Source organism: Almyronema sp. (assembly GCF_052168255.1).
In the GTDB taxonomy this organism is placed as follows: Bacteria; Cyanobacteriota; Cyanobacteriia; order Phormidesmidales; family Phormidesmidaceae; genus Sphaerothrix; species Sphaerothrix epifaneia.
In genome coordinates this window covers 16783-29737 of sequence record NZ_JBQLZL010000029.1, presented here as the reverse complement: position 1 = coordinate 29737, position 12955 = coordinate 16783, and the positions used below count along the sequence as shown (strand labels likewise).

At 49.4% G+C, this 12955-nt stretch carries 14 protein-coding genes; 7 read left to right on the top strand and 7 right to left on the bottom strand.

Going from position 1 to position 12955, the window contains the following annotated elements; all coding sequences use genetic code 11:
• Position 1: 1 nt before the first annotated feature.
• On the bottom strand, positions 2–586 hold the full coding sequence (locus ACTS3T_RS05195; protein WP_462934836.1) for a hypothetical protein: 585 nt from the start codon (positions 584–586) through the stop codon (positions 2–4).
• Here ACTS3T_RS05195 and ACTS3T_RS05190 point away from each other — a divergent pair.
• The gene (locus ACTS3T_RS05190) at positions 575–793 is read left to right on the top strand and encodes a hypothetical protein (protein ID WP_462934835.1); all 219 of its coding nucleotides are present in this window, start codon (positions 575–577) and stop codon (positions 791–793) included. The two genes, ACTS3T_RS05195 and ACTS3T_RS05190, sit on opposite strands and share 12 nt — an antisense overlap.
• Here ACTS3T_RS05190 and ACTS3T_RS05185 read toward each other — a convergent pair.
• Positions 764–1864, bottom strand: coding sequence for a hypothetical protein (locus tag ACTS3T_RS05185; RefSeq protein ID WP_377963211.1), 1101 nt, complete (start codon positions 1862–1864; stop codon positions 764–766). The genes ACTS3T_RS05190 and ACTS3T_RS05185 overlap by 30 nt on opposite strands.
• Positions 1865–2365: 501 nt before the next feature.
• On the opposite strand from ACTS3T_RS05185, the gene ACTS3T_RS05180 reads away from it, so the two are divergent.
• From ACTS3T_RS05180 to ACTS3T_RS05170, 3 genes are all read left to right on the top strand, one after another.
• The gene (locus ACTS3T_RS05180) at positions 2366–2899 is read left to right on the top strand and encodes a hypothetical protein (RefSeq protein WP_377963209.1); all 534 of its coding nucleotides are present in this window, start codon (positions 2366–2368) and stop codon (positions 2897–2899) included.
• On the top strand, positions 2899–3492 hold the full coding sequence (locus ACTS3T_RS05175; RefSeq protein WP_377963207.1) for a hypothetical protein: 594 nt from the start codon (positions 2899–2901) through the stop codon (positions 3490–3492). Before ACTS3T_RS05180 ends, ACTS3T_RS05175 begins: the two co-directional genes overlap by 1 nt.
• Positions 3493–3608: 116 nt before the next feature.
• Positions 3609–4520 (top strand): hypothetical protein, encoded by a 912-nt coding sequence (locus tag ACTS3T_RS05170; protein WP_377963205.1) that lies wholly within the window; start codon positions 3609–3611, stop codon positions 4518–4520.
• 215 nt (positions 4521–4735) lie between these two features.
• Here the strand turns inward: ACTS3T_RS05170 and ACTS3T_RS05165 are convergent, their stop codons facing one another.
• Positions 4736–5521, bottom strand: a complete 786-nt coding sequence (locus ACTS3T_RS05165) for a hypothetical protein (RefSeq protein WP_377963203.1) — start codon at positions 5519–5521, stop codon at positions 4736–4738.
• A complete protein-coding gene (locus ACTS3T_RS05160) occupies positions 5511–7616 on the bottom strand; it encodes a hypothetical protein (RefSeq protein ID WP_377963201.1) in 2106 nt (701 codons plus the stop codon). Before ACTS3T_RS05160 ends, ACTS3T_RS05165 begins: the two co-directional genes overlap by 11 nt.
• A gap of 105 nt (positions 7617–7721) precedes the next feature.
• On the opposite strand from ACTS3T_RS05160, the gene ACTS3T_RS05155 reads away from it, so the two are divergent.
• The 3 genes from ACTS3T_RS05155 to ACTS3T_RS05145 all read left to right on the top strand — a co-directional run bounded on the left by ACTS3T_RS05155 (position 7722) and on the right by ACTS3T_RS05145 (position 11243).
• A complete protein-coding gene (locus ACTS3T_RS05155) occupies positions 7722–9158 on the top strand; it encodes a caspase family protein (protein ID WP_377963199.1) in 1437 nt (478 codons plus the stop codon).
• Positions 9159–9361: 203 nt separating this feature from the next.
• Complete coding sequence (locus ACTS3T_RS05150; protein WP_377963319.1) at positions 9362–10066, top strand: response regulator transcription factor; 705 nt, start codon at positions 9362–9364, stop codon at positions 10064–10066.
• The gene (locus tag ACTS3T_RS05145) at positions 10056–11243 is read left to right on the top strand and encodes a sensor histidine kinase (RefSeq protein WP_377963197.1); all 1188 of its coding nucleotides are present in this window, start codon (positions 10056–10058) and stop codon (positions 11241–11243) included. The genes ACTS3T_RS05150 and ACTS3T_RS05145 overlap by 11 nt, the downstream gene beginning before the upstream one ends.
• Here ACTS3T_RS05145 and lepB read toward each other — a convergent pair.
• The 3 genes from lepB to ACTS3T_RS05130 all read right to left on the bottom strand — a co-directional run bounded on the left by lepB (position 11207) and on the right by ACTS3T_RS05130 (position 12868).
• Positions 11207–11770: a signal peptidase I gene (lepB, locus tag ACTS3T_RS05140; RefSeq protein WP_377963195.1), complete on the bottom strand. Its 564-nt coding sequence runs from the start codon at positions 11768–11770 to the stop codon at positions 11207–11209. The genes ACTS3T_RS05145 and lepB overlap by 37 nt on opposite strands.
• Positions 11771–11842: 72 nt before the next feature.
• Positions 11843–12289: a thermonuclease family protein gene (locus ACTS3T_RS05135; RefSeq protein ID WP_462934834.1), complete on the bottom strand. Its 447-nt coding sequence runs from the start codon at positions 12287–12289 to the stop codon at positions 11843–11845.
• A gap of 99 nt (positions 12290–12388) precedes the next feature.
• Positions 12389–12868 (bottom strand): hypothetical protein, encoded by a 480-nt coding sequence (locus ACTS3T_RS05130; RefSeq protein ID WP_377960976.1) that lies wholly within the window; start codon positions 12866–12868, stop codon positions 12389–12391.
• Positions 12869–12955 lie beyond the last annotated feature (87 nt).

The window sequence follows — 12955 nt, the reverse complement described above, 5'->3', positions numbered from 1 at the left end:
CTTAGCTAGGATTGGGAGCGAGTTGTTGAATGTCCAGGTCGCGGATTTCGGTGATTTCCAAACCGTTTTCCCGCAGGCGATACACGGCTTTTTGCAGCGGCGTCGAGGTTTCCGGCAGCGGGTCGGCAGCGGGTTCCACCGCCTGAACAAAGAGACTTTTGTTGAAGGGCACCGCCAGTCCTTGCGGATGCGTGGGGTCGAAAATTAGCAGGTTAGCCACCATATCCACCTGCCAGTAACCGGCCTCCAGTTCTTTCGGAGTCGAAATCGTCTCAATGTTGAGCACGCTTTGGGCACTGCCGCTGAACACTCCGGGGGGCGTGATGGCGGCGACCTGATCTAGAAACGCGGTGCGGAAGTCTTCTTTCAGGGCAAACGACGCTTGCCAACTACTGGTGGTGATGCGGCCATGACCGATAGGCACCCCCTGATCGGTTGCAGCACTGGTATCGGCAGTGTCGGCAGGCTGTCCCTGAGGATTCCAGGTGAACATCAGCCCCATTGAGGTTTTGACGAACTGTTGAATCACCTCCGGCGTCCGCTGGCTGGGGTCAACGGCTTCGGTACTGATGGAATGGCCATCCACCAGCTGCACCAGGGAGGGCACCGGGCGATGGGCCAGCATGGTGATGCGGGTCGTATTCAGCAGCGTCAAGACCAGCAGCAAGCCCTGGACGCCGAGGGTACCCAAGACGAACAGCGGCAGAATGTCGGAGGAATGGAAGCGACGAGTACGGTTGAGGAGTTGCATTGCAGGTTTCCCCTAACGAAAGGAATGGAAGTAGCGGGGTGAGGAGGCGTAAGAGCCGAGCAGGTTGACCATGCGAGCCGAGCCACTGGTGATGATGTTGAAGACCGCGAGGCCACCCCCAGCGGCGATCGCCAACGCCAAAGCGGGAGCCAGCAGGCCAATAATCACGAGAAAGCCGAGGGTATCGGTGACATCCGCATTGACCACGACCACCCCCGCCAGCCCGACGATGATGTTGTAGGACACCTGCGCCATGCCCAGGCTGAAGAAGCCCGTCAACCAAGCGAATAGAGGCTTGGCTTCAAAGGGCAGCAGACTGCCCGCGACGGCGAATGGCCCCATCAGCCCGGTGAGCAGCATCGAGATTTCCAAGATGTTGGTGAAGGCCCATTGAAAAGCCAGCAGCACGTATTGAAGGATTTCCTGGTTGACGGAGCCGAGGAATCCGGCGAAGAAGCCAGCCGTGCCAAAAACCGCGCCGGATATCGGATTGTTTTCTGACTGAGCGGTCTGCACGGCTCCATCAATGGCGCGGGCAATGTTGCGGAGGGAGTCGGGCAGAGGGATAAAGCCCTGGTAGTCGTTGATGGTGGCCTGCACTTGGGCATTGGCGGCGGTGAGGCAGTCGATTTGCTTTTGGCCCACCATGCCTTCGCACTGGCTAAGCTGGGCGCTGATTTCGCTGGCGATGGCGCTGCGGGAAGTAGCGGACTGGACGGCATCGCGCAGTTTGACATCCAGCAGGGTGACTTCGAGCACCTGGTTAGAGAGGGTGTGGATGACGCTGCGCAGGCTGACGGTGGAGACGGCCAGCAGGTGGGCGTTGTTGGCCAGCAGGCAGACGACAATGATGGGCCAGATCAGGTTTTGCAGGGGCCGGGTGAGGTCGCCTTCGACGATGAGTTGTCGGCCAAACTGAACGATGAAGAAGATCAGGGCACCGGCAGCAAAGATGGCGGCGGTCTGGTTGATGGCGACGTAGAGGGTGCTATCAAAGATGGTCAGCCATTGCTGGTCCCAGGATTGGGCGATGCTTTGGGAGGTGTCGAGCCCTTGTTGGAGGATCTGGGTTGCGCCGGTGACGGCGAGCCAGGGGAGGGGAGGAGAGGTCATGGAGGTGCTCCAGAGCGAGGGTGAGGGATATCACCTCAGGCTAGGGAGCAGATGTGACTGGGGGATGGAAAATAGAGTTGAAATTTGTGGCGGTAAAGTTAAGACTGGCTGACTAACGGCCTTGAGTTGCGCGGCAGCAGGAAAGCTAGAGACCGCTACCAAGGTCTCTAGGTTGCTGGTACCAACGATAGGGTAGAGTGCATTATCACATCTTCCAGACAACTCAGATGCAGTCTTGCAGCTAGATTATCAGGACTTTTCAGTTCCTCTCGCACGCTCAATGAGATGATTTGAATAAACCACTATCTCCGGGGATGAAATACATATGTACTGAAAACATGCATACTACTGAACTTCATTTCTGTTGTTTTGGCTTAGACTTGCCAGTAGCTCTCTCTGGCGCTCTTCTACACTTCACTCAAGTTTTTTGTGAAATTGGAGAATAGTATGAAAGTTGAGGAGCTCATTTTTTTTGATTGTTGTTGAGCCAAATTTGAACTTATGGCGTTTCAACCCCTACCTGGCTTTCAATCTCTATCTTTTACTAGAAAGTATATCTGTCCGCATGGAGATTATGTCTGGTATGAATTTGACATTGGCATAACTCCACCAGATTGCCCAACGCATTGTATTCCTCTAAAACTAGAACCTGCTGAAGATAGCAACTCTTCTTTAGGCGCTCAGATTGAAGGCAATAGAGACTTGAACAACTTGTCCTCAACCCCAGTAAAAGAGGACACTAATACTGTGACTATTACAAAGGAGGCACAGGAATACTTTAGACACTTAAAGGAGAATATGGACCATGACATATTCACACAGATTGTGAAAGCTTCTGAGCTGTATCAAGAGTTTCTTGATGAGAAGCGATACTCGAAAGCATCAGAACTTGCTGCATCCATTCATGAAATGTTTCAAACTACTGCAGAGTCCCTGAAGGCGAGCGATGATCATGAAGCTTATCGATTAGCGCTTGCACTTGCGTCTTACTGGAAGCTTAATCGAGATTTATACACAATAAAAGAGGAAGATTAATGGAAATTAGTGAAGCAATTTCATTGATAAACCTTATTTCGAAGGGATTTGAAGAACTAAAGACGGTTTATGAAACTATCCCTTTACCCATTTTTCTTCCACCTGCAAAAGCGAAGCTACTAGAGGCTCAACAAAGGATAGATTCGATTGAGAGTGACTTCAGCTCATTCAAGACAAAGATTGGCAAGGGATTTCCAGAATTAGCAAGGTTGGTACGTTTTTACTCTCGCTTAATTTCAGATGTTAGAATCGCAGGAATTTTAGCAGATAAAACAGGTGAAATATATGGTCTGATTCCAGAGCTATCTCGCCTTAAGCAAACATTTACGAATGAAAGACAGGGTGACTATAGTCGTGTTAGTTCTAGTGTCGGCTCCCTAACAGATATTGATGCACAAGAGAAAGGGCAATTGGAAGAACAACTTAGAAGTGTTCGTGACTTGATTTTGGAATTAAAAAATGTAGATGCTAATGACACAACAGCAGTTGTAAGGTTATTTGATTCAATCTCAACAAAATATCGAGATATGGAAACCACTCTTTCGAAGCTTATTGACAAAGTCTTGAAAGACTTAGAAACCTCTTTTGATTGAGAAAATTGGATGCAAGCGCGAACTAGAATCAGGAATCCATAGCTTCTAGAAAGTCTTCTATAGTTAATTGAAATACTAGAGATACAGCTTAGAAAATAATTTTATGAAAGCCTAATATGTCGATCCAGTTACCAAGCACTCTAAATAGTAGACAAAATCAGCGCTGGCTTACAACCCTGTTTATGCCAGCGATTCTCTTTTGGGTGGGAGGATTGGTTGCATTTATAGATAGGTTTGGCTTTGACACTTTGGTAGCGTTACTAAATAAACAATCGGTTATAGCACAAATTATTATTCTTTTCGCAACATTCTTGACAATATTGGCTTCCGCATTTTTTGTCCAGAGCTTTGATTCTAAGGTGCTCTATTTCTTGCAAGGTTACTGGCCTAACTATCTACAGCCTCTACATCGTACATTAGTTAGAAGACATAAGAAAAGGCGATATGAGATTGAACATGCGTTTCAGGTTCTAGCAAGAAGATCTATGGAAGGCAATTTGAGCCCCATAGAAAGAACTTTTTTTGTCCAGATAGATACAAAGCTTCAAAAGTCACCACCTGTTCAAGATTTAATGCCTACACAATTAGGCAATATTATGAAAAGTGCCGAACATCGTATTGTTTCAAAATACGGTCTAGATGCATCTATTTGTTTGCCAAGACTTTGGTTAATACTACCTGAAACTGTTAGACAAACTTTTCAAGAGACAAGATTCAACCTAAATGATATAGCTCGAGTTTGGTTATGGGGAATTCTATTTAACGTATGGGTCATGTTTTCTGCTTGGCCATTAATAATTGGATTTCTTGTAACATTATTTTCATATTCTCATTTGCTAGAGGTAGCAGGTGAATTTGGAAGTCTATTAGAGTCATTATTTGATGTTTATCGAATAGATTTGTATAAGCATATTCGTTGGCCTCTACCTCGAAATCCTGAAGAAGAAAGGAAGTTGGGAAGCGCCTTAACTCAGTATTTCTGGAGAGGGGTAGCTAGTTCACACCCAGATTTTAACTACGAGTCTTAAGTTTGAGAAAACAATTAGTCTTTGCAAGTTAACTCGTTATTGGAATGAACTGTTCCACCTACCCTATACTTGGAGGATTAAGTAGACGAGTTCAGTATAAAAATCTCTCCTTTCCTATGAGGACCTTGAATTGCTTAGGTTTTTTATCATTCTGTTAGCTAGTGGGCAGTAGTCGCGCTGATCAATCTCAGTTCCTGAAATAGCCGTGTTATTAGCTAATACATGCTTCCTGGCAAATAGACATTCGCTGCCGCCTGCACCACCTGCTGCGCCCCCGCCATCTCCTCCGCATGCTTCGCCCGATTCCCCTCATCCAGCGCCTCCGAGATGTTCGACCCAATCAAATTTGCCGTCGCCGACTGCTGCCGCAGCTGCATCAACTGCTCATAGCTGCCCGACTCCAGCTGACTCTGATGACTGACCATATCCGTCAAATTTTTCATCACGTCCTGGGTCACATCCAGCGACTGGGCTTCCTGAGACTTATCAGTGATCGCACTCAACGCCTGTTCTGCCGCATCCATCTCCTGCTTCATCGCCGTCTGCCCCTCTGTTCCCAACACCGAAGTCGCCATACTGCGGGCACTTTCGCGGTCTGAGGCATTCGCCAACGACTGATGCAACACCACCGGGTTGGCGTTGAAATTATCCAGCCGCTGCGTCTCCCCCGACGCCTGCCCCGTCACATCGCCCTGACCATCGCCCCCAATCACCTGGTCTAGCTCCTGCCAGTCTCCCGGTGGGTCGGGGATGCCCAACTCTCCCGTGTTGCCGTTCAAAATATCGCCCAGCACGCCGCCCAACACATCATTCACCGTGCGGGTATAGTAGCCCTCAAAGATCTGCACGTACTGATTCACAATGCTTTTGAAGGGCTGTAACAGATCAAACGCCTGGGCCGGAGCCGTCAGGATTCCAGCACTGCCCAAAGATAAAGCCAGAACTAGCACGGAGCGTTTCAGCGTCGAACGGGTAGGTGAATGAAGCGCATCAGTAGACATGGTGCAAACCCTCCTGGGGTTTAGCCGTAATGGTGGACAAAAACAGTTCAGATTGACCAATCGCCTCCAGACTGGAGCCACCGCGAATCGCCGCCACATACTGCTCCGCAAATTTGGCAATGCCCAGCAGCGAATTGCCGCCATACTGAGCCAGCACCCTCGAACGTGCCGCCTGTTCATCCGGGTTGTTAGCCACCGTCGCCAACTGCACCGGGCTCGGATAGTAACGACAGTAGGTGTAGAGCCCGTCACTATCCAGCAGCCAGTTGGAGTAGAGTTCCGATCGTTTCGGAAAAAAGCTTTCGGTGGCGTTGCGAGCAATAATCGTGCGCTCGTAGTGCAGCAGCCGCACAAAGGACTCAATGGCGAGCGGCTGAATCCGCCCGATCAGCCGGGTATTCATGTTCTGCATGATCTGCTGCCCCGCCACCGAGTTCATGATGGTATCTGGGTCTTGCCCCGAGAGAAAGACCCGAATCCCGGCTTTCGCCCCGTTGGCACAGAGCCGTCCAATCAGCCGCGAAATGGTGGGGTAGGCAAAGAGAATCGGCGATTCATCAATAAAAAAGATGGACTTGGGTGATTCCAGCGCTCGCCGCAGCGCCGCCGAGTAAGCACTCAGGGAGAGAATCGCCGCTTCATTTTCATTGGAAAGGTTCCGCAGGGCAAACACCAGCAGTTGAGCATTGGTGGGAAAGGAACTGGGCCGACCGATCGCCTTGCCCACCCTTGAATCGAGCCAGTATTCCAGCTGCAGCTGAATCTGGGACTGGGCATTACGAATCAACCCAACACCGACTTCTTCTAGTTCCAGCTTCTCAGGCGTACAAAAGCTCAGCAAATCTCGCAGCGTTGGGGTTTGCAGCCAAGCAGCTGAGCCGAAGCCCCCCTCCAACGCAGCGGCATAGCGTTGCTGAATATCCTCATTTTTGAAGAAGTTGGTCAGGGCACGGCCCACCAGCGATCGCACCGTCTGCTCCAGAAGCGGATCCTCCTGAGCCGACGGCAACACCATTGTCACCAAGGCACTTTCCAAGAACGACTTGTAATCCTCAAAGCGCTCCCGTTGCTGTTCTTCGGGCAAATGGCGCAAGTCCGGTTGCTCCAACAAATTGTTGCTCTCACGGCCAATATCGAAGTAAGCCGCACGGGGCTTGAGGAATCCGGCATAGTCCGAGAAAGTGGAGGTGCCATCCGGCTTGGGATAGTCCAAACAGACAATCGGGTAGCCCTCCGCCAAGAACTGGGTCAGCATTCCACTCACCAGCACCGATTTACCAGAGCGAGTGGTGCCGAAGACCGCCAGATTACGGTGCTCACTGACAAAATCAATCCGTACCGGAGAGCCGCCTTCATCGGCAATCAGTTCAAAGCCACTGGCACTACCGGGACGAGTTTGAGTCAGGGGAATCAGTCCAGGCGCTTCATGGGTTAGGTAAGTAAGCTGTCGCTTGAAGGGACTGCCCAGCAGCTTTTCCCAGGCGATGGGCAGGGTTTGCAGCCAGAGCTGCCAGGTGATTTCCGTCTCGCGAATCACCTTGGCCGGAAGCTGAAAGCAGTCTGAGAGGGCGGAGCAGGCTTCATCGAGTTCCGGCAGGGTGGGGCGATGCATGAGAAACACAATACCAATACGTACCGGCACCGCTCCTTCATAGAGTTTTTCTTGAGCTTCCACCGATCGCTTTGTCTTGATATGCGCCCCCACGTCAATGCTGAGCTTTTGCGCCGCATTCTGAGCGGTGACGTTGCTCTGCTTGAGGATCCGCTGCATGTCGGTTTTCACCATCAGAGAGTTAGCCGCCGTAATCTGACAGACGATTTCGGTGTCCACCACATGGAAGCGGCAGAGCACTTCCCACAGGTAGCGCAGTTGCTGGCGAGTGTTGACGAACCCACCGGGTTTAGCGGTAAACGACAGCGCTCCAATGTACTGGTTCTTGATCTTCAGCCAGCGGCGATCGCCCTTCGGCACCGACGACAACCCCTGCTCCCCCTGCACCAAAATCGTGGCGGGATGGCTGTCGGTGGTGATCACCTCAGAAAGTCCGCGATCGTTTAGTACTAAATACTGGGGCACAGATGGAGCCTGGGACATGTTGAAGCGCGACCAGAGGTTACTCCATATCCCATCAACCGTGAGTAGTGCCACATCCAACAAACCATAGGTATTATTGAATCGAACCTTCTTCAATGACGCACAATGAATATTGCAATTGTTCTGGCAGTGAGTGAGTATCAGGGAACAAGTTGTTTGCCGGGCTGCGTTCTAGATGGTCAACTAATGAAAAGCTTGCTAGATGCAACAGGCAAATACAACGAAATACTTCTCATTAACCAAGAAACGTTTAGCATAAAGGTCAAAGACAAACTATCTGACTTCATTTCAAAAAACCAAGGAGAAGTTTTTGATGAAGTTTTCTTTTACTATACTGGTCATGGAGACTTTCGTGAAAACGAGTTTTATTATATTTTGACTGATTTTGACAGATCTAACTATAGGCAAACAACTCTAGCAAATTCTGAATTAGATAACTTTCTAAGACAACTTAATCCAGAGTTGATAGTTAAAGTCATTGATGCCTGTCATTCAGGAGTGACCTATATTAAAGACAATGATGTTTTCTCGAAACACATAATTGAGACGAAGCAGCAGTTCAAGCATTGCTACTTTATGTTTTCGTCAATGAATAATCAATCATCATACCAGAGTAATGTAATAAGCCACTTTACAAAAAGCTTTATCGATGCAGTCGCAAGTTATCCTTCTACAGAAATCCGATATAAACACATCATAGATTCGATCTCTGATGATTTCGATACTAATGCATTGCAAAAGCCTTTATTCGTTACTCAAGCCGGTTTTACGGAAGTATTCTGTTCTGTTAATCAAAAAATGAAAGATTTGTTGTTGGGGCAAATGGGAAGCCTATTAGAAAGCAAATCTGAAGATGATGGTTTAAAGATATTGACGCTAGTAGAACTTATCAAGCAAGATTCTCAAAAATATTGCTCCAGGGAGGAAGCCTTGAAAACTCTTGAGTCTATAGAAGCTTCTGTAAGAAGTTACATTTATTCGCCAGAAATTTCTGATTTGTATGATATCCAAATCGAATTTGAAAGCGACAACAAATCCATTTCGGAACATGATGATTCTATAGGGAAATGGCTAAAGGAAAATAATAACGACTATTTTTCTAAAGTCACTTACAGACGCGAAGCAGCTTCAGGTTCATCTCCTATTATCCAAGCGATGGCTAGCTTGTCATATCTCTATGGTGATGACAAGGTAAAATATGTAATATCTGGGTTTGAATTGACTGTGGATGTTCCATTTAAGCTGATTAAGATTGATGCCCATCCTAAATATCCAAACTTAGACTGGCAAGAGTGCAAGATTGCTTTCGTATTTTCGCAAGTCAATATAAGATTCTTTTACTTTTACTCCAATTTCAAACTATCAACATGGGATCAGTACACACATAACTTTAGTTCCGACTGGCAAACAATCGAAGTCGAAATGAAGGACTCAGAAAGAGTAGAAGGTGCTATATCTGGCATTCTAAGTAAGTTTGATTCCTTTGTGTTAGATCCATTAAGAGCTAAGTACATTTTGACTGTAGACAGTAGATCAAGCTAGTAAAGCTTTTGTATCATTTAAGAGCTAAATCTCTGATTTGGAGGAATTAAGAGAGAAAATCCAATTGTATTAATGTCTATTTAGACTCTTCGAGAAATTGGGATACATGATTGTCAGCTTTTCTATGGAAAATCTGTATCTTATTTGCCTTAGTATTATTCTCAGGCTAACCTTCAGCAAATTTGGTAACAATATAAACTCTCATCATTGAGGACGAAGTCAACGTGGCTTCAATGATTCGGACGTGCATCGAATCAGATGGCTACACCTGCCATGTCGCCCATGACGGTCACCAGGGGCTCTTAGCCTTTCAAACTCATCAACCCGATGTGATAGTGCTCGATCTACGAATGCCGGGAATGGATGGATTGGAAGTCTGTACCCGCATCCGCCAGGCCAAAGCCCCAAAAGATCCCTACATTCTGATGCTGACTGCCAAAGCCGACGAAATGGATCGGATTATCGGCTTTTCAACGGGCGTCGATGATTATCTGGCTAAACCGTTCAGCCCCCGCGAGCTGCTCGTGAGGATTCGCGCCCTGCTCCGTCGGGAGATGCGGCAGCAAGAGGCTGAGTGCGATCGCATTCAAACGCCCCACTTCCTGATCGACATCGCCAAGCGCGAAGTCTGGATGACTTGGGATGAGGGTCAACCGCAATCCGCAACGTTGAGCGCCGTCGAGTTTGATTTGCTGGTGACATTGGCCAAAAGCACTGGTCGCGTCTGGAGTCGCACTCAACTGCTCGATCAGGTCTGGGGCACCGATTACTTTGGCGACGAGCGCATCGTCGATTCCTACATCAAGCGCATCCGCAAAAAGCTCAGTCTGGAGACCAATCGGCCTCAGTTTATCCGCACCGTCTCCGGCGTCGGGTATAGCTTCAATGACACGCCCGATGCTGCCTAAAGCGAAGCCTGCTGTCCGTAGGCGTTCTCCAAACCTGCGGATGCGGCTGTGGCTTTCCCATATTCTGGTCGGAGCCATTAGCGTTGGGCTGATTACAGCGATTTCTCATACCTACAAATCCCTGGCGTTTACCCGTGAGGTGGAGCGCCTGCAACAAAACATCGACCTGGAAAAAGGCATCCGCGAACGAGAAGCGTTCTCAACCCGAGACGTCCTCGTCCGATTTCATCAGATCAACAATCAAGGCACCCTGTTTTCAGTGGTCATTACTGTGCTCGTCCTTACAGCCTGGGGTTGCACCGTTGGTCAACTCATCGTCTGTCCTTTGAGAAAAATTGAATTGTCGGTTCGCCAAGCGGCGGCTGGAGACTTAGCGACGAGGGCTCCATCCAGCTCTATTCCCGAAATACATCGTCTCAGTCTCAGCATCAACAGCCTGATTGCAAGCCTGCATGGCGTTGAAGAACGACGACAGGAGCTAATGGCCGATTTGGCCCATGAACTGCGCACGCCGATGACAGTCATCTACGGCTATGTCGAGATGTTTGAAGACGGTCTGGCGGTTTCGTCCGAAATTACCCAACAGATGCTCGCCGAAATGGGGCGATGCCATCGGCTGATCAGCGACATGTTGGAACTCGCCAAAGTGGAGGCGGGGCATTTCCCCCTGTTCTTGGACAGCTTTCAGCCGCTGCCAGTGGTGCGCAGTGTTCTCACGATGTTGAAGGAACAAGCAGCCCAGGCTCAGTGTCAGCTAGAAATTACAGGTTCTGATGATGTGCCTGAGGTGTATGGCGATCGCGATCGCGTCAAACAAATCCTGATCAATCTCGTCAGCAATGCGATCGCTCATGCTGCCGCAGGCACCGTCAAAGTTAAGCTTTGGGCGCAGGCTGATGAGTTTTGGGTAGCCGTCACGGACACAGGCGAAGGCATCGCCCCCGAAGACTTGCCTTGGGTCTTTGAGCGGTTCTGGCGCGGCGACAAATCCCGGAACTCCAATACAGGCAGTAGCGGTATTGGTCTGGCCATCACCAAAAGACTCGTAGAACTCCAGGGCGGTCATATCGAGGTCGAAAGCCAGTTAGGCCAAGGCACCACCTTTCGGTTCTGTCTGCCCGTAGCTACACCTGAGCGATCTCAAGAGGCGACTTTACCCCAGTGCGTCAACGGGTAGTAACACCAAACCGCATGACCAATGATGTTCCCAGCAGGGACGAATCCCCAGTAGTGGGAGTCGTAGCTGTGGTTCCGATTGTCACCTAGCACAAAGTATTGACCATTTGGGACAGCGATCGGCCCAATGCCGTAATTCGGAAGGTCTTTTAGATAGGGCTCTTCAAGAACGTTGCCGTTGACAAAGACCTTTCCAGCCCTGACTTCGACTACATCACCCGGCAAACCGATAACACGCTTGATCAGATCGTCACGGAGATTCTGTTCCAGCAGTGCCGGAGGCGCTTTGAACACCACAACATCTCCATGCTGGGGAAGATGGAGGTGGTAGCTTAGCTTTTCAACAATCAAATGGTCTCCCACCAACAGCGTCGGCACCATCGAATCGGATGGGATAAAGCGAGTTTCTGCTACGAAGGTTCTTATCCCAACTGCAAAGATAAGGCCAACGCCCAGGGTTCTGGCTGCTGCCATCCAACTTGGCAAGTGATCTTTGTCTTGAACTTTTGAACCATAAATGCCATTCATGATGATGACCCGCTTATTTTGCCTAGCCTTGCAGATGGGTTCACTCTGAGAGTGGGCAATCTGCTACAGTCTTCAGTTCCGACTCCAGATATTCTTGCGCTCTGCCTGAGCCAATGCCTCCGCTTGTTGAAACATCTGGGCCGTCTCAGTGGGTAAACTATTGGGCTGGGTGCGATCGAGCTGTGCGACACCTTCTAAGAGCAGAATCTGCTGCACATAAGCTCCGGTTGGAAGCTGTACCAGTGCGCTGGCTACTGAATCGGGCTGCTTGGTTTCGGTAAAACTGATCGTGACTCGATTTTGAGAAGCTTGCACCAGCATCGAGAGAATGCCAGTGGCTTCATCCCGCCACCGTTCATCCGGTTCCGTCAGTCCTGCCAGTTGACACTGGACGGGTGGTTGGTTGGGCTGGTGAACCGTTAGTAGCAATCCTTGAACGCTATCGACGGTATACAGGTTGTCGGATAAGCGATCGCCTGCGAGATTCCCCAATAATCCAAGCCGTTCTCCCTGTTCCAAAGCCAGAGGAACTCACAGCTTGAGCGCCAAAGGTAAGCATAACGCCAACCCATACAGCAACGGCGTCAGACGCTTCCGCAGCGGTTTCATTTCCCCTCCTTAAAAAAGTTTGTAGAAGAGAATTGCCCTGGCTCGGCTCGGTAACCTGCTCCAGAAGGAGTAACGGTTTTGCCGGGTGTCTGCGACTCCTGACTCACCCACTTGCTCCATAAGTTGCAGCAACGCTTCAACCTGGCATTTTGCAGCATCCAGTTCGTTAACAGAAACGGGACCTTGGCAAATTTCAGCCAGCGTCACTTTAGCCTCCGCTATCTGCCCCTGAAACTGATCCCACAGTGACTCTTCTCCAGCGTTGTCGCTTAGAGCAGTAGAGACACTTTGGAAAAGCGTCAAAAGATCAACGGTTGCCCCAGATGAGACTTGATTCACCTTTTCAGCCGCGATTGAGCCTGCGATTTGGGAGACCAAACCGCCCAGCTCCCCACACATGGCTTGGAAGATCTCAGCCTCCTGTGGCGAAAGTCCCTGCGAAGATGCCGGATTTGCGAGCAAATCCTCTAGTCTCTGTTCATGAGTCATGGCCCTGCTAGCCCCCTCATTTCAGTTGATGCTCCTGAGTCTAGGCAGGGATTAAGACTGAGATGTGGATGGTAAAGGGCAAACCCG